Raw genomic sequence first — 26,547 nt, 5'->3', positions numbered from 1 at the left:
GTTCACCTGACCTGGGAGGAGTAGCCGGCGGCGGAGTAGAGCGCGGGATCGTAGGGGCTGGGGCCGCCGCAGGTCACGAAGCGGCGGGCGGCGGGGCCGGTGTGCGGGTTGCGGGCGCCGTGCAGGACCCCGGGAGCCGCGTACAGCACGTCTCCCGCCGCGACGTCGACCCACCGGTCACGCAGGTACATCTGGCCGATGCCTTCGAAGGCGATGAACGCCTCGTCGCTGTCGGGGTGGAGGTGGACGTTGAAGGTCTCGCCGGGCTGCTGGATACCGCAGTGCAGGCACAGGCGGCTGCTTCCGGTGCCGGGCCAGAAGACGAAGTTCATGGTGGCGCGGGCCTCGGCGGCCTCGACCTGGCCGGTGCCGGTGAAGCCGCGCAGCTGGGTGGTGTCGTCCCACAGCGAGGAGTGCAGGACCGGATCGCTGCCGGGGGTGGCGCCGGCCAGGGGCGTGCGCCAGATGTACGCCGTCATCCCGGCGTCGTCGGCGGTGAGGGTGAGCGTGCGGCCAGTGGGGGCGTAGGCGGCGCGGCCACGCTCGACGGGGCGGCTGAGGTCGCCGACCGCGGCGGTGCCGGAGCCGGAGAAGACGACGACGGTGTTCTCCTCGGCCGCGCTGTCGTCAGGGGTGAAGGACTCGCCGCCGGCGATGCGGACGACATGGAGGGTGACGTGGGTGGATCCCGCGGCCGGGCTGACGGGGGTCGCCACGGTGGTGCGGGCGGTGGGGTCGGCGACGGGGTGGAACTCCAGTTCGGCCGCGGTGATGATGCGGGCGTCACCGAGGGCGGTGGCTGCGGTGGTTGGGGGCATGCCGGTGGCTGCTTTCTGTGTTCGAAGGCCGCTGCGGGTGGCATCGGCCTGCCGGTGCGGAGTGGGGAGATCGGGAGTGGACGGGCGGCGGTGGCACCCGGTCCTGACGGCCGTGGGACATGGCCGCCCGCGGGCGGTGGGCGCGCACGGTGCGGCCCGTCGCCCGAAGGCCAGGCGGCGCCGAGGTACGCGCCACCCCGCGCGAGTCGTGGACCCGCTGCTCCGTGGTGGCCGGGGCGCGTTGCGGCTGCTGTGCCGCCGTGGCCTTCCGTGGTGCCGTGCTCTTGCCTGGTACTGAAAGGTTCGCTCGCGCCGTTCCCGGTTGTGTCCCGCATCGCTCCCGGCGGCCTGGGAGGCCGTGGGAACGAAAGAGGCGCCTGGGGAACGGGAGGTGACGGCGTGGTGGGGGCGGGGCCGAGAACAGACGGTGTGTTCTCAGCCCCGCCCCCACAACGCCGCACGGTGCGTCCCGAGAAGCGGGACGCACCGTGAAGTCAGGCGGACGAACGTCGTACGGCAGGACTCGGAAGGGCTGCTCAGCAAGCCCGGAAGGTACCGCTCAGCAGGCCTCCCTGGCGACCGCGGTCGGCGCCGGATCGGGTGTGGGCGACGCCGGCGCGGACGGTGCCGCGGCACGGCGCGCCGGCCAGGACAGGCGTCCCTCCGCCAGGGCGAGCGCGGCGATGACGACCACGCCGCCCACCGGCACGTTCCAGGTGATGGCTTCGCGCAGGGCGAGGGCGCCGACGATCACGGAGAACACGGGGACGAGGTAGTTGACGCCGGAGGCGGTGGTCGGGCCGGCGTCCGCGATGAGCCGGTTCATCAGGACGAAGGCGATGCCGGTGGAGGCGCCCCCGAGCACCAGCAGCGACAGCAACGGGCCGGCCGTCAGCTCGCCCGGCAGGTCCCAGCCGATGCTGAAGGTGGTGATGAGGCCGGTGATGACCGTGGCGGAGGTGAGCTGACCGGCGGTCACGGCCAGGGCGGGGATCTTGTAGGGAGCGATGAAGCGGCGCACGTAGACGAAGCTGATCGCGTAGCTCACCGCGGCTCCGACACAGGCCAGTTGGCCGCCGACGGAACCGAAGCCCTCGGTCCGCCAGGGCCCGACCACGACGATCAGACCGACGAACCCGATGAGGAGGCCGGTCACCTTGCGGGCGGTGGGCTTCTCCGTGCTGATGGCCAGGGCCGCGATGCCCATGGTGACGAGCGGTGTGGCGCCTTGGATGACACCGGCGACAGTGGCGGTGGTGTGCTGCTCGCCGACGGCGAAGAGGGTGAACGGAACGACGTTGCCGAACACCGAGGCGACGACGATGTGCCCCCAGGCCTTGCGGTCCGGCGGCGCGGCCCTGGTCACGGCGAGGATCAGCGCGACGACCAGCGCGCCCACGAGAAGCCGTCCGAAGGCGAGTTGGAGGGGGGCGAAGGCGTCCAGCGACACCTTGATGAAGGCGAAGCTGCACCCCCACAGGGCGGCCAGCAGCCCGAAGCGGGCCCAATTGACGGGATGCATGTCGGTTACTCCCGGAAGTTGTCGAACAGGGGATGGGGCAGGAGCCGGTGGGAACAGATGGGAACCGGCGAGGGTCAGGGCGTCAGAGCTCGTCGATCTCTCATCAGGGCTCGTCGACCTCGAACTGGTCGTACTTCTCCATGAGGGCCACCAGTTCGGCCCGGGTCGGGGTGTTGCCGTCGGCCAGGAGCTGGGCCAGGCCCTTGAAGTACTCTTCGCGGTTCTCCGCGGGCGTGAAGATGATCAGCATCTCCGCCGGGGCGTCGCTGTCGTTGCGGAAGCCGTGCACGGCGTTTTCCGGCACGTGCAGGAAGTCACCGGCGTGGGCCGTGCGCCAGCGGGTGCCGTCGTGGAGGGTGACCTCGCCGGAGATGACGTAGAACGACTCCGAGATACGGGTGTGGTAGTGCGGGGCCGCACCGGCGGCGCCCGGAAGCATGTGGTGGTGGAACAGGCCGAGGCGGCCGTCGGTGGTGTCGGCGAGGGCGATGAACCGCGTGGTCGTCGTCTCTCCGATGCGGACCTTGACGGCCTCGCCGAACGTGCGCAGGGTCGAGTGCAGCAGCGTCATGACGCGCCGTCCCACATGCTCAGATAGCGCTCGCCCGTGTCCGGCAGGACGGTGACGACGGTCCGGTCCCGGTACTCGGGGCGTGCGGCCACCAGGCGCGCCGCGTGAACGGCCGCGCCGGACGAGACACCGACGAACAGACCCTGACCGGCGGCGAGTTGGCGGGCCGTGCGCAGGGCGTCGTCGTCGGTGACGGCGATCGCCTCGTCGATCAGTGAGACGTCGGTGGTCGGGGCGACGAAACCTCCGTTGAGACCGGGGATGCGGTGGCGGCCGGCGTAACCGCGCGTCAGCAGCGGTGATCCCTCGGGCTCGACCGCGACGACCCGTACCGACGCGTCGTTCTCCCGCAGATGGCGGGCAATACCCGTGAGGGTTCCCCCGGTGCCCACCCCGCACACGAGGGTGTCGACACGACGCCCGGTCGCTTCGAGGGCGGCGGAGATCTCGGGGCCCGTGGTGGCGTAGTGCGCCTCGACGTTGTCCTGGTTCTCGTGCTGGCAGGGGAACCAGGAACCCTCGGTGGCGGCGTGGATCTCCTCTGCCTTCTCGATCGCTCCCGGGTATCCCAGGTCGGCGGGGGTCCGAACCACCTCGGCACCCAGCGCCACCAGCAGACGCACTCGTTCGGTCGTGGCGTTGTCGGGCAGCACGATGACACAGCGGTAGCCGCGGGCGGCGGCCAGCGCCGCGAGCGAGATGCCCGTGTTGCCGGAGGTGGCTTCGACGATGGTGCCGCCCGGGACCAGGTCGCCCCGTTCCTCGGCGGCCTTGAGCATGTACAGGGCTGCCCGGTCCTTGCTGCTGGACATGGGGTTGGCCGCCTCCAGCTTGGCCAGTACCTCGGCGCCCGGTGCGAGACCGTCGAGTCGCAGCCGGACCAGCGGAGTGGCGCCCACCAGGTCGTCGATGCCGTCGGCGACGGCCGGACGGGCCAGGGGGAGTCGTGTCGTACGCGGTGGAAGGGTGCGCATGGGCTTGATTCCTCGTCGTGAGCGGTGGGCGTGAGCGGTGGAGGGGGAATGCCGGGTGAGGGCGGGCTACCAGGAGCCCGCCGAGGCGATGCTCGCGATGTCGTCCTCGGCCGGGCGGCCCGGCGGGCGCCCGGAGGCGGTCGCCGCCAGCATCCGCATCCCGTCGGGTACGTCCTTGTTGACCAGCGCCTGAGCGCCGATGATCGCGTCGTCGCCGACGGTCACGGGGCCCAGCACGGTGGCGTTGGTGCCGAGAATGACGTTGCGGCCCACCACCGGGTGCCGGCGTGCGCCCTCCGGCCTGCGGTTGTCGCTCCACCAGCCGACCGCGCCGAGCGTCACCTGGTGGTAGATCGTCACGTCGTCACCGATCGTGCAGGTCTCGCCGATGACCACGGCGGCCCCGTGGTCGATGAACACGCGGCGGCCCAGCACGGCTCCGGGGTGGATCTCCACGGCGGTGACCCGCCGGGCCCAGCGGGCGAGGAGGCGGGCCGGCAGCCGTCGGCCTGCGGTGTGCAGACGGTGCGCTATCCGGTGCGTCCACAGGGCGGTGAGCGCGGGGTGCAGTACCGCCTCCCGACGGCCGCGGACGGAGGGATCCCGCTCGACGACGACGTCCAGGTCTTCACGCATCAGGCGCAGCAGCCCCATACGGGTGAGGTCCGGTGGGGTGGCGGTCGGTGTCGCGGAGCGTGTGCCGGGCCCGGCGGGTGGGCGGAAGGGCAGTACAGAGGCGGGCTCCTTCGAAATGGCGTTCATCGGGGCTCCAGTCGAGGGCGGGGAGGTGACAGCCGTCGGACGATGCCGAGCCGACGGCGCTGAAGGCTGCGTCCAGGTCTTCCTGGACTTCCGGATGTCCTGGTCTTCGCTGTTCTTCCTGGATTTCCAGGTCTTCCTGGTCTTCCTGGTCTTCCGGTCTTCCTGGAAGCGGGCTGGCGTCCCTCTCCCCTCCAGGAAGGGGAGCCTGACGGCCGCCGGCCTGGTCCAGGTCTCGAAGAGAGCTTCGCGGCGCCCGTTCCCGTTCCCTTCCCCAACGGTTCCCCGGCCACCGGTACGGGACCGCCCCCATCCCGGATCACCGGGAACGGACGGGGACTACGCGGGGAACGCGCGGGGAGGAGTTCGGGAACGGCCGGCGGGACGATCCCGGTGCGCACCGGTGCCACACGCGGGCACGATCCGCACGAGCGAATCCTCAGGAACGACTCCTCAGGAGCGACCCGGTGACGCACGAACAGACATCCACAGCAGGTACCCATCATCAACTCCCGGCCGCGTGGGACAGCCGGCAGCGCGACGCATGCCGCACCCCGCCCACCGCCGAAAGACGAGGAGCCACCCATGAGCGAGACAGACGAGCGCCGCCAAGAGCACCCTCCTCCGGACCGCGCTCCGCAGCGACTGCTGCTGGTCTGTCCCTCGCCGCGTCTGGCCCACGAGGCCGTCGCGGCGGGATTCGGCGTACGGGTACTCGCCGACGCGCACCAGCCCCACGACGGCACCCTGCCTCCCGTGCCGGTGGACCTCGTCGACTTCACGGACGACGCCGCGGTGACCAAGGCGATCGAGGCGTCGGTACGGCGGTACGGCACGGAGCGGCTGCTGGCCTCCGCGGGCTCGGCCGAACTGCCCGCCGTCACGGAGACCGCAGCCCGGCTGGGGGTGTGCCCCAACCCACCCGACGCGGCACGCCTGTTGGGTGAGCCCGCGGCGATGCGGGCCCTGCTCAACGGCAGCCGGCACTCGTATGTGGCGGCCGCCCGGGCCCGCACCGCGCGGGAACTGCCCGACGCCGTCGAAGAGATCGGCGCCCCGGTCACCGTGCGCCCGCTGGCGCCGCTCTCCCAGGACTCCGCCGTCCGTCCGGTGGAAACGCCCGGTGAGCACTCCTACCTGGTGGAGGAGTACTTGCAGGGGCCGGAGTTCGGCGTCGTCACGCTCACGGTCGACGGAATGCACCGGGTGGTGGGCATCGTGGCACTGCGCGGTGCCTGGCCCGCGCGCAGCGGTTCTCTGTTCCCGGCGCCCCTCGGGGAACGCGACGAGGCAGAGGCACGGGCGATCACGACGGAACTGCTCGATCTCGCCGGGTACGAGTTCGGCTTCGCCTACACCGTGGTCGTGCTCACGGCGAACGGGCCGCGGGTGGTGCGTTCCCAGGCTCGGTACCCGGACGAACCCGTGGCCTCGCTGATCGAACTCGCGACGGGCTTCTGCGCGGAGGCGGAGCTCGTCCAGGCTCTGACCGGCAAACCCGTGCAGCCGCCCACCGCCGACCGCTGTGCGGCCGTGGTCTTCTACCGGCTGCCGACAGGGCGGCTGTTGTCGGTGTGGGGGCTGGAAGCGGTGTCAGAGCTGCCCGGTATGCACGAGGTGCACTTCCCGTACACGTCAGGAGACGACATACCGCGCGCCGGGTGCGGCGCGGAGGGCTACGTCATGCTGACCGCGGCGTCGGCCCACGACGCCGCGCAGACCGTCGCGGAGGCGCAGCGGCTGCTGCACGCCGAGGTGAGTCCGCGGTCGGAGCCCCTGTGACGACTCGCCCCCAGGGGCGCGGTGGGCGCCGGGAAGCGTCGGTACGTGGGTGCGCGGCCGGCACACCGATCGGGTTCCCGAGCGATTCCCCACCAGTGCCTGTCTGCCGGTAACGGATGCGGAACAGTGCGGGAGCGCTCGGCGCGACCTTCTTCCTGTCAGCACCGCAGACCGACGACAGAAGGCAGGCAGGCATCATGAGCAGCAAGGTCATCGGCACGACGACGGGCTTCCTCGCTTCCGCCGCGCTCACCCTGGCCCTCGCAGCCGGCCTCGCCACCGGGACGTCCGGGGCGGTTCCCGCCTCGGACGAGGGCCCGAACCTCGTCTCAAGCCTCACGCTCGCCACGGACGAGGGCCCGAACGTCGTCACGACGGGAACGAACGGCGACGAAGGCCCGAACGTCATCACGGCCGGAACGAACGGCGACGAAGGCCCGAACATCGTCACGGCCGGAACGAACGGCGACGAAGGCCCGAACATCGTCACGGCCGGAACGAACGGCGACGAAGGCCCCAACGTCATCACCACCGGAACGAACGGCGACGAAGGCCCCAACGTCATCACCACCGGAACCAACGGCGACGAAGGCCCCAACGTCATCACCACCGGAACCAACGGCGACGAAGGCCCCAACGTCATCACCACCGGAACCAACGGCGACGAAGGCCCCAACGTCATCACCGTCGCCGTCTGACCGCCGGCCCGGACCGGCCACTCACGGTTCCCCTCGTGCCGATGCCCGCCGTCCATCACGGCGGGCATCGGCACGTGGCGTTGGGGCCGGTGAGCGGAAGCGGTCGGTCTCAGCGGCGGAAGCGGCCGGGGATCCCCATGGCCCGGAAGGCTGCCTCGGCGGCGGCACCCTGCTCGGCGGCCCTCTCGACCTCGTCCAGCGCGGTCAGGGCGGCCGCCATGCCGTCCAGGGCGTACGCCTCTTCCACACGGTGGCCCAGCCGAGCCGCCGAGCCATGGGCCTGCCGGTGCAGGCTCAGCGCCCGCTGGTGGTCGCCGTTGCGGTGGAAGACACGCCCGGCGGTGTTCCAGACCGTGGCCTCCCGCACCGGAGCATCCTCCAATCCCTTGGTGGCGAGGGCCTCCTCCGCCCACTGGAGCGCCCGTTCCCACCGTCCGTGCCGGCTCTCGGCCTCCGCGGAGAGGATGAGCTGAAGCGCCCGTTCGGCCGGGGGAAGAACGCCGGGAGCCCGTTCGCGGGCCTGCGCCAGCGTCCTTGCGGCAGCTTCGACGTCGCCCATCGCCAACTGGATCTGAGCGAGATCGCTCATCCCCACGAGTTCCTTCTCCACAGCGCCGAGTTCGCGGGCGAGTTCCACCGAACGGGTCGCGGCCCGCACCGCGTCATCGAAGTCGCCGCGCTCCATGTGGACGCCGCTGATGTTCGACAGTGACTCCGCCTCGGCGCGCTCGGCGCCGAGTTCGCGTTTGAGAGCGATCGACTGTTCCAGCCGGGACAGCGCCTCGTCGAAACGGCCGGTCGTGGCGAGCAGCAGGCCGAGGACGCCGGTGTCCTTGGCCTGTCCTCGCCGGTCGCCGAGGTCGACGGCGAGCTGGTGGGCCTCCACCGCCGCCGTTATGCCGTCCTCGAACCGTCCGCGTTTCCAGCAGGCCACCGACAGGTTGGACAGGCTCAGCCGCAGCAGGACCGGTTCGTCCAGTCGGCGGGCCGCGGCGACAGCGGTGCGGCACAGCTCCAGGAACTCGTCGAGCCTGCCCCGCAGGTCCAGGTGGAACACGACGTTCGCCGCGAGCAGGGCGACCTCGCGGTCGAAACCCCGCCGGAAGGCCAGGGCGATCGCCGCGAGCAGGCCGTCCTGTTCGCGTTCGAACCAGTCGCGGGCGGCTTCCGCCCCCGCCAGCGGCGCCAGCTCCGGCCGGAACGACGACTCCGGGCGCGCCATCCGTACCCTGCCCGGGAAGAGCAGGTCGCAGGCGGCGTCCGAGGCCGCCAGGGAGAACTCCAGCAGCCGGCGCACGGCGCCCGCCGCCTCGTCGCTGAACTCACCGGTGCCGCCGGAGCTCCGGGCCCGCGACAGCACGTGGGCGAAGCTGCGGACGAGGTCGTGGAAGGCGTAGCGGCCCGGCTCGTGCTGCTGGACGAGATGCATGTCCAGGAGGTACTCCAGAACCTCCTCCGAGTCCCGGACCCCCATGTCCAGCAGGGCGGCAGCCGTGTAGACGTCGAGGTCGGCGCCCGGGTGCTGGCCCAGGAGCCGGAACGCCTTGCGGTATCCGGCGTCCAGCCCCTCGTAGGAGAGCCGCAGCGTCACTTCCACGCTGCGTTCGCCGGCGCTGAGTTCGGCGAGGCGGTGGGCGTCGTCGCGCAGCCGGTCGACGAGGTAGCGCACGGTCCAGCGGGGGCGTTTGCGCAGCCTGGCCGCGGCGATGCGCAGGGCGAGCGGCAGGTGTCCGCTGAGGTCGGCCAGTTCGGCGACGGCCTCCGTTTCCGCCTCGGCCCGGCGCTCCCCGATGACGCTGACGATCAGTGCGGTGCTGTCCTGCGGTGCCATGGTGCCCAGGGAGACGGAGTGCGCCGCGTCGAGGTCCACGAGCAGGGCGCGGCTGGTGACCAGGACGACCGTGCCGGTCGGTGAGGCGAGCAGCGGTTTCACCTGTCCCTCGTCGACGACGTTGTCGAGGAGGAGGATCATCCGGTGCCGGATCATGGTGGAGCGCCATAACGCGATGCGGCCCTCGGGGTCGTCGGGAATGCGCTCACCCGGCACCCCGAGCATGCGCAGCAGCGCCTCGGCGGCGGCGGCCGGGCTGAGCGGTTCCTCGCCCGGGGTGTAGCCGCGCAGGTCGAGGTGGAGCTGGGCGTCGGGATACCGGTCGGTGAGGCGGTGCGCGGCACGGACGGCGAGGGAGGTCTTGCCGCTGCCGCCCATCCCGTCGATGGCGACGATGAGCGGTCCGGAGCCGGTGGCGTCTTCGACGAAGCCGATGAGTTTGTTCAGTTCCTCCTCGCGGCCGGTGAAGTCGTGCAGGTCGTAGGGCAGGGTGGAGCGGCTGTCCGTCACCACCGGCGGTGCGGTGGGGGCCGTGGCGGGGACGGCCAGCGCGGGGTCGTTGCGCAGGATGGCCTGGTGCAGGTCGCGCAGGGCGTCGCCGGGCTCGATGCCGAGTTCCTCGTCGAGTACGGTGCGGATCGTGCCGTACTCGGCGAGTGCCTCGGCCTGACGGCCCGAGCGGTACAGGGCGAGCATGAGCTGACCGCGCAGGGTTTCGCGCAGCGGACTCCCGCCGATGGCCTCGCGGATCTCGGCGACCAGTTCGGGGGCCTCTCCGGCCTCCAGTCTGAGGTCGAAGAGCTGCTCGACGGCGGTGAGGCGCCGCTCCTCCAGGGCGGCGGAGGCGGCGTCGACGACCGCGCCGCCGTTTCCGGAGAGCACTGGTCCGCGCCACAGGGCGATGGCTTCGCGCAGGAGCGCGGCGGCGTCCGCGGCCTGGCCGGCGGCCGCGTGTTCCCGGGCCCTGCGCAGTGCCTCGGTGAACTGGAGCAGGTCGAGCTGTTCGGGTCTGACGGCGGCGCGGTAACCGGGCCCGTCGGTGACGATCAGGTCGCGTCCGCCGGGGATGCGCTGACGCAGTTCGGCGACGGCCTTGCGTACCTGGTGGGCCGCGGTCGCGGGGGCGTCCTCGTCCCAGACGGCCTCGACGAGCCGGTGCACCGGCAGGACGCGCTGTGGCTCAAGAAGCAGTGTCACGAGGACGCGTTCGCTGACGGGTCCGCCGAGTTGTACGCGCTCGTCCCCGTCCCAACACTCGACGGAGCCAAGGATCCGAAGGCGTATCGGCGCGCTGTGCGGCATTGGCACATGTCCTCTCCTCGGTTCCGGGGCGGCCGCCCCCGGAACCGCGCGCCTGCACGGGAGGACCGCGCGGCGGAACCGGCTACGGCCGTCCAGGTCCTTCACCTCATGCAGGGCACGGCACGGGACGGCCGTCAGCGACGGTCACATTCTGACCCAGGATGCGCACTGACCGTCGCGTCTTGGCGTGTCTTCATAGGCTGCGGGGGCGGAGCGCATCAGGTATCGGACACGTGTTCCTGGTGCCCTGCGCCGGTTCCGTGCCGCGCGGCGAGCAGGGGACCGCGGGGCGGGAAAGACCTCCCGGCCGACGGCCGCGAGGTCCTGCCGGCAGTGGCCCGGTTCGGTCCCCGCACAGCGACCAGGACGTCCGGAGGGCCGACGCCCCTGGAGCAGCACTGGTCACTTTGTGTTGTCCTTCACCCACGCCCACAGCCCGTGCTCTCCCTGGCGAGCGGAGACACGCACACCCTGTCCGGCGCACACTGGCCGTTCGGGCACAGGGTGACTGCCTGATGACCAGGGCGCCCGGATGACACGCGGGTGCTTGCCCTGCGCGTCACTCGGCGCCTGGGAACGCTCCGCCGCGTGCGGGCCTCAAGCCTGGGGCCGCCCGGCGCCCGCGACGTCTGGGGCCGCGGGTGACGCGTGGCGTTGTTCCCGTCTCCGTGTCGTACCCGATTCGGGCCTCCGGGTGTGGTCTCGGGCACCCGGGGAGGAGACCCCGCGCTGCCCGGCCCACACCGCAGGCACCGCGGGCGGAGACGGTCGGTGGCCGACGGCATGGTGCCGTCGGCCACCGACCGTGTCCGCCCGCGTGTCCCTCAGCGGCTCTCCGTGAGCACGGAACGAGCCCGCTGCGGCGGCTCCTCGCTGTCCGTCGGCGCCTCGCTGGGCTCGTCGGCGAGGAGGCCGCCGCGACCCCAGTGGTCCTGCTCCACATCCCGCACGAGGACCGTCACAGCCTCCCTGGGGCATCCCGCGATGCGTGCGAGAGTCGACGTCAGCTCATCCACGAGATCGGCTCGTTTCTGTCGGTCGTTGCCTTTCCACCAGTCCACCGTCACCACGGGCACGGCACTGTCTCCTCACTTGTCGGGGAACGAGGCCCCGGTCGCCGGGAACTGGTCGACTCGATACGCCGGCTCCTGCGTCGATCCGGGACGCCTTGACTGTCCCGGAAGCCGTTCCCGTTCCGTTCCCGCCCCGGCGTGCGGGAGCATCCGCGCCGAACGTGGTGTCGGTCAGGCCTCGCTCACCAGGTCGAGGTCACCCTCGGACGTCGTGGCGGGAGCGATCTTCGGAACGGGCCACTTCCCGTCCTGCGGCAGGGGCAGGGACAGGTCCCGCCACCACGGACGCGTCGGAAGATCTCCGGCAGGCTCGAACGGCTGCCCGGGGACGGGCGCGGCGACAGCCTGTCCCACCGCCTCGCCTGCTGCCATGGTCCACTCCCCGGGCTCCGCCCAGGGGTGGGGCGCCAGATTGAACGTCGCCCAGTGGATCGGCAGCATCACCCCGGCCGGGCTGCCGCCCTGGAGGTCGAGGTGGGTGCGCATGCCCTCCTCGGGGGTCATGTGGATGTCCGGCCAGAACTCGCTGTACGCGCCGATCTGGATCATCGTGGCGTCGAAGGGGCCGTGTTCGGCGCCGATGTCCCTGAAGCCCTCGAAGTACCCGGTGTCGCCGCTGTGGTAGATCCGGTGCGTCTCGCCCGCGACGGCCCAGGAGGCCCAGAGCGTGTGCTGGGCGTTGCGCAGGCCGCGGCCGCAGAAGTGGCGGGCCGGGGTGGCCGTCAGGGTGAGGCCGCCGATCTTCGTCGACTCGGTCCAGTCCAGCTCGCGTATCCGCGTCTCGGAGACGCCCCAGTGCTCCAGGTGGGCTCCGACGCCGAGGGGCACCGTGAACAGCGTGTCCGTGCCGGCCAGGGACTTGATGGTGGGCAGGTCGAGGTGGTCGTAGTGGTCGTGGGAGATGACGACGACATCGACGGGGCCGAGGGCGGCCAACGGCAGCGGCACCGGGTGCAGCCGCCTGGGGCCGGCGAAGGCGAACGGGGAGCAGCGCTCGCCCCAGACGGGATCGAAGAGCACGCGGTGACCGTCGATCTCGGCGAGCACGCTGGAGTGCCCCATCCAGGTCAGCCGCAGCCCGCTCACCGGCGGCCCGGCCAGGTCGGCCAGGGTGGTGGCGTGCAACGGCACAGAGCCGGCCGGGGCGCGGAGGGCGCGCTCCTCCTTGCGGAGATAGCGCTTCGCCATGTCGAGCGCGGCGCCACCCGCCGGACGTACACGCGTGCCCTCCGGGTTCACGAACGCGCCGTTCGCGAAATTCGGCGACCTGCGGATCCGCTCCAGGCGCGCACCGCCTGGATCCGCGCCGAAGGCGGCGGGCCGCAGCCCGCGCAGCCCGGAACTCGTGGAACGGAAACCCGACACGGCCACCTCCTGGTGATGTCACTGGGGCATTCCATTATGGGCCGCCCCTCCGACAACGCCGGGCCCACGGCGTCTCAGCAGGACCGCGCGGTGCGGGGCCCCGGCGACCGGGAGCTCCGGGTGGGGCCTGAGTGGTGGACGCCGTTCGAGGGCGTCGGGGCGGAGGACGATCTCGCGCAGCTGCGCACTGGAGTGGGCCGACGAGGCCCCCGCCCCCGAACTGGACCTGAAGCCTGAGGCGTTGGCGGCGGCGAACGTCTGCGCCCGGCCATGCGCGGAGCAAGCCAGGGCCGTCGCGCCCCGAGGACGCCGCCTCGGCCCCCTCTCCCGGCTCTCCGCTCGCCGTCGCGCCCGGCCGTTGCCTCAGACCGCCGACTCGATCCGCATCCTGATGTCGCCCGGCGACAGACTCCCCTTGGCCACCACACGGTCCCCGGAGGACTCGCCGCGCAGGCGGCGTCCGATCCAGGGGACCAGGTACTCGCGTGCCCAGTGGATGTCGTCGCGGCGGACCTCGAAGGTGCCGCGTGCCGGGAGCGGAGGCCAGGGCTGGTCGGGGTCGGCGGGGATCTCGATGCCCAGGACCTGGCCCGCCCGCAGCGCCACACGCGTGTGGCCCTCGGGCGACAGGTGCAGCCGGTCGTCGTCCCAGGCGCGCCGGTCCTGGACGGTCCTCAGGGACCAGAGGTCCAGAACGGGGCACCGGTACCGGTCGGCGATGGCTCGCACATGCCCGTTGTATGTCGCGATCTTGCCGCGCAGATGCTTCAGCACGGGCACGCCTCGGGTGTCGAAGCCGGTGGTCACCATGACGGTGCCGACCGCGGAGGTGAGATCCGCGACGGCGCGCTCGAAGCGCTCCGCGACCTCGTCGGGGTCGGAGCCGGGCCGGAGGATGTCGTTGCCGCCGGCACAGAAGGAGACCAGGTCCGGGGCGAGCTCCTTCGCCCTCGGGACCTGGTCCGCGACGACCTGGTCGAGCAGTTTCCCGCGGACGGCGAGATTGGTGTAGTCGAAGTCGCCCTCCGGGCGCCGGTCCGCGAGGAGTACCGCGAACCGGTCCGCCCAGCCGACGAACGCCCCGTCGGGGCCGGGGTCGCCGACGCCCTCGGTGAAGCTGTCCCCCACCGCCACGTACGACCCGATCACTGATCTGCTGTCATTCTTCGAATCGTCTGCCACATCGGGCCATGATTCCCCCTGCGATGTGAGCTACGCGACCGTAGGAAAAGGTTGACGAACGGTGAGATAGGCCACTCGTCAAGTGTTGGTCAACTACGGAATACGCCTCATGTCACGGACGTTGGGCGAGCCGCCAGACCCGGAACCCCGTGATCCGGAAGTGGCTCCACACGGTACGGAACGCGAAGTGCCCGCTCGTGTAGGGCTCCGGGTCGGTGTAGTCGAAGACCAGCCGCCCGTTGTTCCACCACTGGACCGTGGTGCCGACGGAGACGATCCGCACGTGGTGGGGCTCGTTGGCGACGAGCAGTGGTTCCGAGTAGTCGTAAATCAACGGCCGCACACCGGCCTCGCCGACATAACGGCGTAGCCGTGTGGTGGTGTTGGTGTTGGCGCCGTAGCCCGCGTAATAGGTCGTGAGGTAGTCGTACTCCGCGAGCGCTCCGCCCCGCTCGGTCGCGAAGATGTCGTCGGGCGACCGTACGTCGACGGCGTTCCAGAAGTTGTTGAGGTCGGACACCCGGTCGTTGGCGCCGCCCGCGGAGACGGGCGTGGCTGTGTACTCGATGACGTACGAGCCTCCGAACCGCTTCCGGAACCAGACCGTGGCACCGCCCGGCACGTCGATCTCCAGGACGCCGCCCGAGGCCGTGACGGTGCCGCCGTCCTGGAGTTCGGTGCCCCACTGGCGGAGGCCGTGCCGGAAGTCGTCGGCCGCGATCAGCCGTCCGCGACGGTAGCGGGGCGTGGCGCTCGCGGTCGTCACCGGTGCCAGCGCCGCGAGGGCGGCTCCGGCGGCGAGGGCTCCGAAGGCTCTGCGCGTGGTCATGACGCTCCTTCTGCGGGGGAATGCCGTGATGGCGGGTGCGGGCATGCTGCGGGTCAGCAGCCGTGGAAAGCGCTTGCCGGCGACCACTGTGTCGCCACTTCCGCACCACTGTCGATACGGCGACCGGCCATGCTCATGGCCACCCGGACACGCCGAAGGCCGGACCCCGGGGATCGTGGGGTCCGGCCTTCGGATGCGGTCAGCGAAGCTGCGGGCGGGTCAGATGCTGACGCCCTTCGAGCGCAGGTACGCGACCGGGTCGACGTCCGAGCCGTAGTCCGGCCCCGTGCGGATCTCGAAGTGCAGGTGCGGACCGGTGACGTTGCCGGTCGCGCCGGAGAGGCCGATCTGCTGGCCCTCGCTCACGCTCTGGCCCGCCGAGACGGAGAGTGAGGAGAGGTGGCCGTACTGCGCGTAGTGGCCGTCGGCGAGCTGGATGACGACCTGGTTGCCGTACGCGCCGCCCCAGCCCGCGGCGACGACCGTGCCCGCACCCACGGCCTTGAGGCTGGTGCCCGTCGGAACCACGAAGTCGACGCCGGTGTGGTAGCCGCTGGACCACATGCTGCCCGCGGTCTTGTAAGCGGTGCCGACGGAGGCGCCCTCGACGGGGAGCACGAAGCCGGAGCCGCTGGTCTCCGCACTCGGGGTGTCCGAGGTGGTGGAGTCCGGCTTGTTCGCGGGCGTTTCGGTCTGCTGCGGCTCGGCCTTCTCCTGCCCCGTCTTCTCCGACGAGGCGGTCGTGTCCGTCGCGTTGCCACCACCCGGAGTGCTGTCGCCCGAAGCGCTGCCGCCCGACGGGGCCTTGCCTCCGAGGGTGAGCTTCAGGCCGGGGTGGATGAGCGACGGGTCGGAGCCGACGGCCTCGCGGTTGTCCGCGTAGATCCTCTTCCAGCCACCGGCGACCTGCTGCTCCTCGGCGACCTTGGAAAGGTAGTCTCCGGGCCGCACCGAATAGATCCGCTTGGCGGTCTTCTTGGTGGCGGCCGTCTTCTCGGCCTGCTCCGCGACGGCCTTTTCGCTCTTCCCGGTGACGGCCTTCGGGGAAACCGCCGTCGTCTTCTGGGAAACGGAGTCCGCGGTCGCGGCATGGGCTCCGGTGGCCCCGATCAACGGAAGCGCGAGTGCGGCGCCACCGGTTCCGGCGACGGCTATCGAGCGGGTGAAACGCAGGGACTTCGGGCGGCGGTGTTTACCCCTCGCGGGCATGACGAATTCCTCTCCGGCGCCTACGAGGTGAGCTGTCGGGTGCGGGCTGGAGATGCCCGGCCGTACGCGCGCACGGCTTGACCCCAAGCCTGTTCCGGAGACCGGAACAGGCGGTACTGCCTGTGGGTCCCCCGCTCCTGCCAGGTACGGGTGAGTGTGCGGTTCCGGGCGGTGGCAGGATTCGGCGTCCGTCCGGATTGAGGGGAACGTAAGCGACTTACGGGCATCTGGACAACCATTGGAGGTTTCCGTGCGTCTCCTCCCTGGGCCCTTTCACGAATTCGCCGTCACGCTCCGTCGATAAGCGATCTCCAGCCTTTCCCAACGGCCCTGAAAATCCGCCAGCATTACATGAACATGACGGCGACGCAGCGTCACGGATATGACGCTGGTCACGCATCTTCGACCCACCGTGCTTTATTCCAGGGCCACTTGCACTCAATACCGCATTTCGGGCAGAACCCTCAGATGCGTCGCAGCCGGATAACCTTCGCATCGAAGTCGCCACGCAACCCCGTGGACAGCCCATGATGCAGCAGCACCGCACCTCGGTGAACTTCGCCCGATTCGCGGCATTCGTACGCCCGTGCCGGATCGAGGCCCCGCAGCCGGAGCGGGACCGGCGGCTCGCCGTGATGCTGAGCCTGGAGCCAGGCGAGGACGACGACCTCGTCGCCGAGGACGTACTGCACCGCGCTCAGCCCGCCGGCAGGCGGCCGCAGCCGGTAGAGGTCGCCGCGCTGCACGACGGGACGGATCTCCTTGTAGAGCTCGACCCACTCGCGCGCCTCGACGAGTTCCTCCTCGCTCCACTTCGCGAGGTCGCCACCGACGCCCAGCACACCCGCCATGGCGCTCACGAACCGGAAGCGCAGGGAGCTGACCCGCCCGTTGAGCTGGGTGTTCGGGCTGTCGGTGACCCAGGCGGCCATGACCCGCGCCGGGTGGATCTGACTGAAGCCGTGCTGGATGGCGAGCCGGTCCAGCGGGTCGGTGTTGTCGGACGTCCACACCTGGTCCGTGCGCGCCATGACCCCGAGGTCGATACGGCCGCCACCGCCCGAGCAGGACTCGAAGGCGACACCCGGGTGCGCGGCCCGCAGCCGGTCGAGCAGGTGGTAGAAGGCGTGCACGTGCTCCACCCACAGCTTCTGCGGATACGGCTCACCGGGCCAGCCGGCGTCGGTGAAGCAGCGGTTGAAGTCCCACTTCACATAGTCGATGGGCGCGCTGGAGAGCAGGTCGTCCAGCTTCTCCCACAGGTAGTCCTGGACATCCTCGCGGGCGAGGTTCAGTACGAGCTGATTGCGGAATTCCGTCCGCTTGCGTCCCGGCTGGAACTGCACCCAGTCCGGGTGGGCCCGGTACAGGTCGCTGTCCGCATTGACCATCTCGGGCTCGACCCAGATGCCGAACTGCATACCGAGCGCGCGCACGTCCTCGGCGAGCGGCTTCAGTCCGGACGGGAAGCGGTCGGGGTTGGGCGTCCAGTCGCCCAGTCCCGCCCGGTCGCTGGTGCGCTTCCCGAACCAGCCGTCGTCGACCACGAACAGCTCGACCCCCATGCCCGCGGCCCGCCGCGCCAGCTCGCGCTGCTGGCCCTCGGAGATGTCGAACTCCGTGGCCTCCCAGGAGTTGTAGAGCACCGGCCGGTCCGGCTCCGCGCCCGGGATGACGTACGCGCGCTGGTAGGCGTGCCAGGCCCGGCTCGCGCCACCGAAACCGCCGTCGCTCCACAGCCCCGCGAAGACGGGAGTGGTGTACGACGCACCCGCCTCCAGGCGCATCAGGCCCGAGTCGTCGTACCCGATGCCGCCGGTGATCTGCACGCGCGCGTCGGGCAGTTGGGCGACGCAGATGCGCCAGGTGCCCGACCAGGCGAGCGCGCACCCGTAGACCTCGCCGCGCTCCTCGGTCGCCCCCTCGGCGTCGAGCGCGACCCACGGCAGGTGCTGATGCCCGGTGTGGCCTCGCCTGCTGCCGATGACGTGCTCACCGTAGGTGAGGTCCGTGCGGACGAGCCGGGACTCGGCGGCCCACCGGCCGTGCACCTGGGACAGCCGCCACCCCTCGCGCAACGGCAGCGTCCAGGTCGCGGAATCCGCGCGCAGCACCTCCAGGGCGGGGCCGTCGTTGGTGAGGGTCACCCAGCGTTCCACGACGTCATGGCGCATCCGGTAGTGCAGGGTGATGCCGAGCCCGTTGTCGGTGAAGCGCAGCCGCAGCTCGTCGTCCTCGATCTCGTACGCCTGGAAGGTCCACTCGGTGCCGCGGACCTCATCGGTGCGGACGGACAGCGCGGGCCGTGCGAAACGGGGGCCGCCCTCGACCGGGTACTCCTCAAGTCCGTCGAGCTGCGACTCGAAGCCCCGGTACGGGGGCAGCGGCCGGGCCGCGAGCTCCTCGGCGTCGGCGAGCCCGATCCTCGGACCCCAGTGGAGGTGCAGGAGGGTGTCGTCCTCGGTGAGCGACAGCGCGTAGCTGCTCGTGGGTCCTGAGAGCAGCCACGTACGACCGTCTCCGCCGATCTCCAGCATCAAGCCTCCCACATATTCGAACAGGTGCGATCAGGCCCCGACATCATCAAGTCCGCCGGGCCTCCTGGCAAACGCCCGTGGGCCCCTGTGGACAACTCCGTGGCCTACGAAGCCATGTCGTATCGTCGAGGGCGCAACGTCGGCGTGCGGAACCGGGCATCGCCGACGGCCGGATGGGAGGAGCCCCCGTGACGCAGCAGGTCCCGTCGACCGAGCCGGAGCTGACCGGAGTACGGAATTTCCGTGACGTGGGGGGCCTGCCCACCGTGGACGGCCGGCGTGTGGCCCACGGGCGGCTGTTCCGCAGCGGCCACCTCGCGCACGCGACCGACGAGGACGCCGCGTTCCTGTCCTCCCTTGAGCTGCACACGATCTTCGACTTCCGTAACGCGGCCGACCAGAAGCTGGAGGGCCCGGACATCGACCTGCCGGGCGTGCGCAACGTCAACCTGCCGCTGACGGACCCCGCGGACGGCGCCGAGTTCTGGACGATGGTCCGCGACGGCGAACTGGACCAGTTGCGTGATCTGCTCGCGGACGGCAAGGCGGAAGGCCGCATGATCGGCTCGTACCGCACGATCATCCGGCACCGCACGGCCGAGCACTCCCAGGTGCTGCACGCCCTGGCCAAGGACAGCGTGCCCGCCCTGATGCACTGTGCGGCCGGCAAGGACCGCGCGGGTCTGTCGGTGGCGGTGACGCTCCTCGCCCTCGGCGTGGAGCGCGACGCGATCGTGGCCGACTACCTGGAGTCGGGCGCCGTCCACCGCCGCTACAAGGTGCACCGCAGCGAGAAGTCGGCCGGTGCCTACTCCCCCGAGGTCATGGAGCTGCTCAACCCGCTGTTCGACGCGCGGGCCGAGTACCTTCAGGCGGCGTTCGAGACCATCGAGCAGTCCTGGGGCGGCGTGGACGCGTATCTGGAGCAGGGCCTGAAGGTCACGCCGCGGATCCGGGAGCGGCTGCGCGAGCGGCTGCTGGACTGAGCCGGGGCCGGGCCGCGGCGCGCCGCCCGAGCGTGCCACTCGCCGTTTCGCTCACTGGGTAGCGCACTGCTTCGCTCACTGTTTCGCGCCCACCTCGAAGAGCAGATAGATGAAGGCCGCGAAGATGTGGCCGACGGCGATGTAGATGATCAGGCGCACCCACAGGGCACGGGGGAACTTCTCTTCCAGGTCGCTCACGGGGCTTCTCCGGTGGTCGACGGCCCGAGGCACAGGGTGGCGGTCGGGCTCTGCAGCAGGGTGTGGACGAAGAGCAGATCGGCGCCGTCGTGGTCGGCGGCCGCGAGGCGGTGCGGGGTCAGCGAGTCGAAATGGGCGCTGTCCCCGGGCGTGAGCAGGTGCGTGGCGTCCCCGAGGCGCAGCCGCAGCCGGCCCCGCAGCACGTACAGCCACTCCTCACCGGGGTGCACGCGCACGATGTCGCCCTGCGAGCCGTACGGGACGTGCACGCGCAGGGCCTGCATGCCGCGCCCGGCGGCGCCCGCCTGCCAGTAGGTCCAGCCGCCCGCCCGCGTCGGCTCCATGTCGGCGGCGCGGACGACCGCGTCCCGTTCGGCGACCGTCTCGCCGAGCAGTTCCGACACCGTCGTACCGTAGACGCGGGCCAGCGCGAGCAGCATCGGCAGCGAGGGCTGGCGGCGGCCGGTCTCCAGCCGGGACAGATGCGCGGGCGACAGCCCTGCGGCCCGCGCCGCGGCCTCCAGGGTGAGGGAGGCACGGCGACGCAGGATGCGCAGCTGCGGAGCGACGGCGGGGAGGTCGGCGGCGGGTTCGGGTTCGGCCCCGGCGGATGGCTCCCGCTCGGGCTCCGGCTCCGGCTCCGGCTCCGGCTCGGTGAGGCTCATGCCGACCATTCAGCACGAGGGATTACCTGAGAGGCAAATTCCTTGCCTCAGAGGCAAAAGCTCCGGCAGAAGGCCGCGGGCTAGCCTCAGCGGTTGGCCACCGCCTGCTTCACCAGTGTCTTCCCGAAGTCCCACATCAACCCGCTGCCGCTGTGCGCGTCATCCATCACGTCGGTGAAGGCGTCGATGAAGCGGTCGACGTCCCGCTCCCCGATGACCAGCGGCGGGATCAGCTTGATGACCTCCACATGGTCGCCGGAGACCTGGGTGAGGATGCGGTGCCGCTGGAGCAGCGGTACCACGACCATCTGCGCGAACAGGCCCTTGCGTGCGGCCTGCAACATGGCCCACCGGCTGCGCAGTGCCAGTGACTTCGGCCTGCCGAACTCGATGCCGATCATCAGGCCCCGGCCGCGTACGTCGCTGAGCAGCTCGTACTTGTCGACGAGCGCCGCGAGCCGGGACTTCAGCAGCTCACCGGTCGCGCGGACGCCCGCGACGATTCTCTCGTCGTCCATGACCGACAGGACGGCGAGTCCGGCCGCCATGGCCTGGGCGTTGGAGCCGAAGCTCGCCGAGTGGACGAGGACGCGGTCGATCGACGAGTAGACCTTCTTGAAGATCCAGTCCTTGCCGAGGGTCGCCCCGACCGGTACATAGCCGCCGGAGAGCGCCTTCGCCACACACACCAGGTCCGGCTCCACACCGTCCTCGTGCTGGTAGGCGTAGAAGTCGCCGGTCCGACCGAGCCCGGTCTGCACCTCGTCGGCGATGAGCAGCGCCTTGTGCCGGTGCAGCAGTTCCTGGGCGGCGCGCAGGTAACCGGGCGGCGCCTCGTGCACGCCCTTGCCCTGGATCGGTTCGACGACGAGGGCGGCGACGTCGCCCTTCTTCACCTCCCGTGCCAGGGCGTCCAGGTCGCCGAGGGGGACCGCCGTGTCGGGCAGCAGCGGCGCGAAGCCGTCCCGGAAGCCCGATTCGCCGTTCACGGACAGCGCTCCGGTCGTCAGCCCGTGGAAGGCGTGCGCGCAGTACAGGACACGCGGCCTGCCGGTCGCGTACCGGGCGAACTTCAGCGCGGTCTCCACGGCCTCCGTGCCGCTGTTGCCGAAGAACACCCGGTCCAGGTGCGGGCTGTGGGTGAGGAGCCTCTCCGCGAGGAGCCCGGGCAGCGGCTGGCAGTCGAATCGGGTGAGGTCGGCGAGGGAGGCGTCGAGGACGTCGTGCAGCGCCTTGCGGACCACGGGGTGGTGGCGGCCGAGGCCCATCACCCCGAAGCCGGCGAGCATGTCCAGGTAGTCGTTGCCGTCCGCGTCCCAGAAGTGCGCGCCCTCGGCCCGCTCGTAGGCCTTGTCGAAGCCGATGGTGCGCAGCATGCGCGGGAGCTGGTGGTTGAGGTACCGGGCATGGAGTTCGTAGCGCTCGGCCCCGCGCTCGGCCAGGAGCCTGCCGAGGTCGAACGTCTCCGCACCGACTGCGGGTTCCGCGGTGGTCATTGCTGTTTCTCCTTGGCGAGTTCGTCCCTGGCCGCCAGGCAGGCGCTGATCCGCCCGGCGATCTCGACCGGCGTGAGGCCGATGTCGGCCAGCACCTCACCCCGCTTGGCGTGCGCGAGGAACTGCTCCGGGATGCCGAACCGCCGTACGGGCACGTTCACTTCGGCGTCCCCGAGGGCCAGCGCGACCGCCGCGCCGACGCCGGACGCCCGGCTGTTGTCCTCCACGACGGCCACCACCTGGTGCTCGGCGGCGAGTGAGGGCAGCTCGGGGTCGACCGGCTTGACCCAGCGCGGGTCCACGACGGTGCAGCCGACACCGCGGGCAGCCAGCAGTTCGGCGGTCTGGAGACAGACCGGGGCCATGACGCCGACGGCCACCAGCAGCACCTCCGGGCGGCCCGTGGAGCGATGCAGCACATCCATGCCGCCGACGTGGTCCACCGCCGGGATGTCGGGCCCGACCGACTCCTTGGGGAAGCGCAGAAGCGTCGGCGCGTCGTCGACGGCGACCGCCTCGCGCAGTTGCGCGCGCAGCTGCCCGGCGTCGCGGGGCGCGGCGATCCTGAGGCCGGGCACGACCTGGAGGATCGACATGTCCCACATGCCGTTGTGCGACGGCCCGTCGACACCGGTGACCCCGGCCCGGTCCAGGACGAACGTCACTCCGCAGCGGTGCAGGGCGACGTCCATGAGGAGCTGGTCGAAGGCGCGGTTGAGGAAGGTGGCGTAGACGGCGACGACCGGGTGCAGACCGCCCGTCGCCAGACCGGCCGCCGACACCGCGGCGTGCTGCTCGGCTATCCCGACGTCCCACACACGGTCCGGGAACCGCTCCGAGAACGGGCCGAGCCCCACCGGGTGCAGCATGGCCGCCGTGATCGCCACGATGTCGTCCCGCTCCTCGCCGATCCGGACCATCTCGTCGCCGAACACCGAGGTCCAGGAGGGGCCGCCCGCGGGCGCGAGGGACTCGCAGGTCAGCGGGTCCATCACGCCGACGGTGTGGAAGTGGTCCTCCTCATGGGCGAGCGCGGGCTCGTACCCGCGTCCCTTCTCGGTCAGGCAGTGGACGAGCACGGGCCCGTGGAAGCGTTTCGCACGCCTGAGCGCGGACTCCACGGCTCCCACGTCGTGTCCGTCGATCGGCCCGACGTACTTCAGCCCCAGGTCCTCGAACATGCCCTGCGGCGCGAAGGCCTCCTTGAAGCCCTTCTTCGCGCCGTGCAGCGACTCGTAGAGGGTCGTACCGATGACCGGGGTCCGGAGCAGGACGTCCTTGCCCCAGGCGAGGACCCGCTCGTAGCTGTCGGTGGTGCGCAGGGTCGCGAGGTGGTTCGCGAGGCCGCCGATGGTCGGGGCGTACGACCGTTCGTTGTCGTTGACGACGATGATCAGTGGCCGGTCCTTGGCGGCCGCGATGTTGTTGAGCGCCTCCCACGCCATACCGCCGGTGAGGGCGCCGTCACCGATGACCGCGACGACGTGCCCCTTGTCCTGTCGCACCTGCCGGGCCTTGGCGAGCCCGTCCGCCCAGCCGAGGACGGTGGAGGCGTGGCTGTTCTCGATGACGTCGTGCTCGGACTCCTCGCGGGACGGGTAACCGGACAGGCCGCCCTTACCGCGCAGTTTGGAGAAGTCCTGACGGCCGGTCAGCAGTTTGTGCACATAGCTCTGGTGGCCGGTGTCCCACAGGATGCGGTCGACGGGTGACTCGAAGACCCGGTGGAGCGCGATGGTGAGTTCCACCACCCCCAGGTTGGGCCCCAGGTGTCCGCCGGTCCTGGAGACCGCGTGCACGAGGAACTCCCGTATTTCTCCCGCCAGTTCACCGAGCTCCGTCCTGGACAGCGCCTTCAGTTCGCGTGGTCCCCGGATGCTCTCCAGAATCGTCACGCTCGGGCCCCCTCTCGATCAGTGCTGTTCAACTCACGGTGACGGCCGGCTCCCCCGACGCGACGCCGTCCTGCTGCATCTGCTCCGCGATCTTCATCGCCTCGTCGATGAGGGTCTCGACGATCTTCGACTCGGGGACCGTCCTGATGACCTCGCCCTTGACGAAGATCTGGCCCTTGCCGTTGCCGGAGGCGACCCCCAGGTCCGCCTCCCGGGCCTCCCCGGGACCGTTCACGACACACCCCATGACGGCGACGCGCAGCGGTACCTCCATCCCCTCCAGACCGGCCGTGACCTCCTCGGCCAGCTTGTAGACGTCGACCTGCGCCCGGCCGCACGACGGACACGACACGATCTCCAGCCGCCGCTGTCTCAGCCCCAGCGACTGAAGAATCTGCGTACCGACCTTGACCTCCTCGACGGGCGGGGCGCTCAACGACACCCGGATGGTGTCGCCGATGCCCTCGCCGAGCAGCGCCCCGAAGGCCACGGCGGACTTGATGGTGCCCTGGAACGCCGGACCGGCCTCGGTTACCCCCAGGTGCAGCGGGTAGTCGCACTGGGCGGCGAGCTGCCGGTAGGCGTTGACCATCACCACCGGGTCGTTGTGCTTCACCGAGATCTTGATGTCCCGGAAGTCGTGCTCCTCGAACAGCGACGCCTCCCACAGCGCCGACTCCACCAGCGCCTCCGGGGTTGCCTTGCCGTACTTCTGCAGCAGACGCCGGTCCAGCGAGCCCGCGTTGACGCCGATACGGATCGGGGTGCCGTGGTCCTTCGCGGCCCGCGCGATCTCCTTCACCTTGTCGTCGAACTGCTTGATGTTCCCGGGATTCACCCGGACCGCCGCACAGCCCGCCTCGATCGCCGCGAACACGTACTTCGGCTGGAAGTGGATGTCCGCGATCACCGGGATCTGCGACTTGCGGGCGATCGTGGCCAGCGCGTCCGCGTCGTCCTGCGTGGGACAGGCCACCCGCACGATCTGGCAGCCCGACGCCGTGAGCTCCGCGATCTGCTGAAGCGTCGCCCCGATGTCCGACGTACGCGTCGTCGTCATCGACTGCACCGACACCGGGGCTCCGCCCCCCACGGTCACCGGCCCGACCTGGATCTGCCGCGAGACGCGGCGCTGAGCGATCGGCCGGACCGGCACGTCGGGAACGCCGAGGGATACGGCGGTCATGGCCTCACCCGTGGTTTCCGTTGACGGTCTCACGCAGGGCGCGCAGCGACTCCTTCAGGGACCCCATGGTGGCGAGGACCGCGGTCGGCTCGTAGCCGCAGTGGGCCATGCAGTTGGAGCAGCGGGGGTCCTTGCCGCGGCCGTACTTGTCCCAGTCCGTCTCCTCGATGAGCTCCCGGTACGTCGGCACGTACCCGTCGCTCATCAGATAGCAGGGCCGCTGCCAGCCGAACAGCGAGTAGTTGGGGATCGCCCACGCCGTGCACGGGAAGTCGACCTTGCCCTCAAGGAAGTCGAGGAACAGCGGCGAGTGGTTGAGCCGCCAGCGGCTCCGGTTACCGCCCGCGAAGGCCTTCCTGAACAGTTCGCGGGTCTGCTCGACGCCCAGGAAGTGTTCCTGGTCGGGCGCCTTCTCGTAGGCGTAGGCGGGCGAGATCATCATCTCGTCGACCTTGAGGTCGTCGTTGAGGTAGTTGAGCACCTCGACGATGGTCTGCGGGGTGTCGGTGTTGAAGAAGGTCGAGTTGGTGGTGACCCGGAAGCCCCGCCTCTTGGCCTCCTTGATGGCCTCCACGGCCTCGTCGAACACCCCCTCCTTCGCCACGGACTCGTCGTGTCGCTCGCGCAGCCCGTCGATGTGCACGGCGAACGCGAAGTACGGCGAGGGCTTGAAGCTGTCCATCTTCTTGCGCAGCAGCATGGCGTTGGTGCACAGGAAGACGTACTTCCGACGGGCGACCAGCTGCCGCACGATCTCGTCGATCTGGGGGTGCATCAGGGGCTCACCCCCGGCGATGGACACCATCGGCGCCCCCGACTCCAGGACGGCGCCCACGGCCTGCGCCACCGGCATGCGCTGCTTGAGCACTCCGGCCGGATGCTGGATCTTGCCACAGCCCTCGCACTTCAGGTTGCAGGCGAAGAGCGGTTCCAGTTCGACGATGAGCGGAAACTTGTCCCGCCGGCGAAGCTTCTGTTCAAAGAGATACGTCGCCACCTTGATGGACTGGCGGAGCGGCATGGCCATCTGGCTCACCTCCTGGGAAGCAGCAAAGAACGGTGCCATTCGAAGAAAGCGGGAACGACGGCACGAAGAACACGGAAAGCCGATATTCCACCGCGCACCGTGCCGATCCGGACGAGTTCATGTTCTGGAGCGTCCACGACCACCCGTACGGCCGCAACCGGGCGCGCTCCCCGGCGCACGGCGCTGTGGAGCGTGGCCGCGGACTCCATGTCGACCGCGATCGCGCCGGTCGCGAGCAGCTGCGCCCTTTCGTGTCCGCGTACGACGTGGTCCGAACCGGTGAGTGTGCCGGTGTGCACGGTGCGCCCCGGTACGGCGCGCGTCAGCTCCTTGACCAGCAGATCGGTGCCCTCGCACGGCGTCGTGGCACCGGCCGGGCCCCGGGTCTCCTCGGCGACGACCAGGTCACCGGGGTGCATGCCCGGCGCGAGCCCGGCGCAGAAGCCGGTGGCCATGACGGCGGCCCCGCGCAGCGCCGGCTCGCCGAGCGCACGGGTGACGGAGCGCTCGGCGGCCCTGGGCCCCATACCGGTCCGCAACACGGTGACCGGGCCACGGCGGGCGCCTCCGCGCAGGGCGAGCCGTTCGATGCCGAGCGCGCAGGCGATCAGCAGCGGAGCCGGGACGGGAGCGTCGCTCACT

General features: G+C 70.8%; 22 protein-coding genes and 1 riboswitch. Of the genes, 3 read left to right on the top strand and 19 right to left on the bottom strand.

All coding sequences use genetic code 11. The features are described 5' to 3' along the window. Positions 1–2 precede the first annotated feature (2 nt). From IE262_RS15800 to epsC, 5 genes are all read right to left on the bottom strand, one after another. Positions 3–818 (bottom strand): cupin domain-containing protein, encoded by an 816-nt coding sequence (locus IE262_RS15800; RefSeq protein WP_134037173.1) that lies wholly within the window; start codon positions 816–818, stop codon positions 3–5. 559 nt (positions 819–1,377) lie between these two features. Next, complete coding sequence (locus IE262_RS15795; RefSeq protein ID WP_134037170.1) at positions 1,378–2,340, bottom strand: DMT family transporter; 963 nt, start codon at positions 2,338–2,340, stop codon at positions 1,378–1,380. A gap of 103 nt (positions 2,341–2,443) precedes the next feature. Beyond that, positions 2,444–2,911: a cupin domain-containing protein gene (locus tag IE262_RS15790; protein WP_189874279.1), complete on the bottom strand. Its 468-nt coding sequence runs from the start codon at positions 2,909–2,911 to the stop codon at positions 2,444–2,446. Next, positions 2,908–3,885, bottom strand: a complete 978-nt coding sequence (locus tag IE262_RS15785) for a PLP-dependent cysteine synthase family protein (protein ID WP_134037164.1) — start codon at positions 3,883–3,885, stop codon at positions 2,908–2,910. Before IE262_RS15785 ends, IE262_RS15790 begins: the two co-directional genes overlap by 4 nt. A gap of 66 nt (positions 3,886–3,951) precedes the next feature. Then, positions 3,952–4,539 carry a serine O-acetyltransferase EpsC gene (gene epsC / locus IE262_RS15780; RefSeq protein ID WP_189874570.1) on the bottom strand — a complete coding sequence of 196 codons (588 nt, stop codon included), beginning with the start codon at positions 4,537–4,539 and terminating at the stop codon, positions 3,952–3,954. A 690-nt stretch (positions 4,540–5,229) separates the two neighbouring features. Between epsC and IE262_RS15775 the strand changes: the two genes are divergently transcribed. Continuing rightward, complete coding sequence (locus IE262_RS15775; protein WP_189874277.1) at positions 5,230–6,426, top strand: hypothetical protein; 1,197 nt, start codon at positions 5,230–5,232, stop codon at positions 6,424–6,426. 197 nt (positions 6,427–6,623) lie between these two features. After that, positions 6,624–7,124, top strand: a complete 501-nt coding sequence (locus tag IE262_RS15770) for a hypothetical protein (RefSeq protein WP_189874275.1) — start codon at positions 6,624–6,626, stop codon at positions 7,122–7,124. A 109-nt stretch (positions 7,125–7,233) separates the two neighbouring features. Here the strand turns inward: IE262_RS15770 and IE262_RS15765 are convergent, their stop codons facing one another. The 7 genes from IE262_RS15765 to IE262_RS15735 form a co-directional block, all read right to left on the bottom strand. Then, the gene (locus IE262_RS15765; protein WP_229877277.1) at positions 7,234–10,152 is read right to left on the bottom strand and encodes an AfsR/SARP family transcriptional regulator; all 2,919 of its coding nucleotides are present in this window, start codon (positions 10,150–10,152) and stop codon (positions 7,234–7,236) included. A 929-nt stretch (positions 10,153–11,081) separates the two neighbouring features. Beyond that, complete coding sequence (locus IE262_RS15760) at positions 11,082–11,333, bottom strand: tautomerase family protein (RefSeq protein WP_134037153.1); 252 nt, start codon at positions 11,331–11,333, stop codon at positions 11,082–11,084. A 168-nt stretch (positions 11,334–11,501) separates the two neighbouring features. Beyond that, positions 11,502–12,695, bottom strand: a complete 1,194-nt coding sequence (locus IE262_RS15755; RefSeq protein ID WP_134037150.1) for an MBL fold metallo-hydrolase — start codon at positions 12,693–12,695, stop codon at positions 11,502–11,504. Positions 12,696–13,058: 363 nt separating this feature from the next. Further along, positions 13,059–13,844 carry an SGNH/GDSL hydrolase family protein gene (locus tag IE262_RS15750; protein ID WP_189874568.1) on the bottom strand — a complete coding sequence of 262 codons (786 nt, stop codon included), beginning with the start codon at positions 13,842–13,844 and terminating at the stop codon, positions 13,059–13,061. Positions 13,845–13,989: 145 nt separating this feature from the next. After that, complete coding sequence (locus IE262_RS15745; protein ID WP_189874272.1) at positions 13,990–14,706, bottom strand: DUF6250 domain-containing protein; 717 nt, start codon at positions 14,704–14,706, stop codon at positions 13,990–13,992. A gap of 219 nt (positions 14,707–14,925) precedes the next feature. Then, positions 14,926–15,915 (bottom strand): M23 family metallopeptidase, encoded by a 990-nt coding sequence (locus IE262_RS15740; protein ID WP_189874270.1) that lies wholly within the window; start codon positions 15,913–15,915, stop codon positions 14,926–14,928. Between the two features lie 4 nt (positions 15,916–15,919). After that, positions 15,920–16,078: riboswitch (cyclic di-AMP (ydaO/yuaA leader) on the bottom strand. Between the two features lie 301 nt (positions 16,079–16,379). Next, positions 16,380–18,452: an alpha-galactosidase gene (locus IE262_RS15735; protein WP_189874268.1), complete on the bottom strand. Its 2,073-nt coding sequence runs from the start codon at positions 18,450–18,452 to the stop codon at positions 16,380–16,382. Between the two features lie 188 nt (positions 18,453–18,640). Between IE262_RS15735 and IE262_RS15730 the strand changes: the two genes are divergently transcribed. Then, complete coding sequence (locus tag IE262_RS15730) at positions 18,641–19,438, top strand: tyrosine-protein phosphatase (RefSeq protein WP_134037138.1); 798 nt, start codon at positions 18,641–18,643, stop codon at positions 19,436–19,438. Between the two features lie 75 nt (positions 19,439–19,513). On the opposite strand, the gene IE262_RS15725 is transcribed toward IE262_RS15730, so the two are convergent. The 7 genes from IE262_RS15725 to IE262_RS15695 form a co-directional block, all read right to left on the bottom strand. Next, on the bottom strand, positions 19,514–19,636 hold the full coding sequence (locus IE262_RS15725) for a DUF6126 family protein (protein ID WP_131564781.1): 123 nt from the start codon (positions 19,634–19,636) through the stop codon (positions 19,514–19,516). Next, the gene (locus tag IE262_RS15720) at positions 19,633–20,301 is read right to left on the bottom strand and encodes a helix-turn-helix domain-containing protein (protein ID WP_373305055.1); all 669 of its coding nucleotides are present in this window, start codon (positions 20,299–20,301) and stop codon (positions 19,633–19,635) included. The genes IE262_RS15725 and IE262_RS15720 overlap by 4 nt, the downstream gene beginning before the upstream one ends. 86 nt (positions 20,302–20,387) lie before the next feature. Then, on the bottom strand, positions 20,388–21,797 hold the full coding sequence (locus tag IE262_RS15715; RefSeq protein WP_189874264.1) for an aspartate aminotransferase family protein: 1,410 nt from the start codon (positions 21,795–21,797) through the stop codon (positions 20,388–20,390). Next, positions 21,794–23,692 carry a 1-deoxy-D-xylulose-5-phosphate synthase gene (gene dxs, locus IE262_RS15710; protein WP_189874262.1) on the bottom strand — a complete coding sequence of 633 codons (1,899 nt, stop codon included), beginning with the start codon at positions 23,690–23,692 and terminating at the stop codon, positions 21,794–21,796. The genes IE262_RS15715 and dxs overlap by 4 nt, the downstream gene beginning before the upstream one ends. Before the next feature lie 28 nt (positions 23,693–23,720). Then, on the bottom strand, positions 23,721–24,878 hold the full coding sequence (gene ispG, locus IE262_RS15705) for a flavodoxin-dependent (E)-4-hydroxy-3-methylbut-2-enyl-diphosphate synthase (RefSeq protein WP_134037126.1): 1,158 nt from the start codon (positions 24,876–24,878) through the stop codon (positions 23,721–23,723). A 4-nt stretch (positions 24,879–24,882) separates the two neighbouring features. After that, positions 24,883–25,905, bottom strand: a complete 1,023-nt coding sequence (gene hpnH / locus IE262_RS15700) for an adenosyl-hopene transferase HpnH (protein ID WP_189874260.1) — start codon at positions 25,903–25,905, stop codon at positions 24,883–24,885. A 5-nt stretch (positions 25,906–25,910) separates the two neighbouring features. Further along, the gene (locus IE262_RS15695) at positions 25,911–26,546 is read right to left on the bottom strand and encodes a phosphorylase family protein (protein ID WP_134037120.1); all 636 of its coding nucleotides are present in this window, start codon (positions 26,544–26,546) and stop codon (positions 25,911–25,913) included. Between the last annotated feature and the right edge of the window lies 1 nt (position 26,547).

Origin of the sequence: Streptomyces bluensis, assembly GCF_014650715.1 — a bacterium.
GTDB classification, from domain to species: Bacteria; Actinomycetota; Actinomycetes; order Streptomycetales; family Streptomycetaceae; genus Streptomyces; species Streptomyces bluensis.
This window is presented reverse-complemented; position numbering and strand designations above follow the sequence as displayed.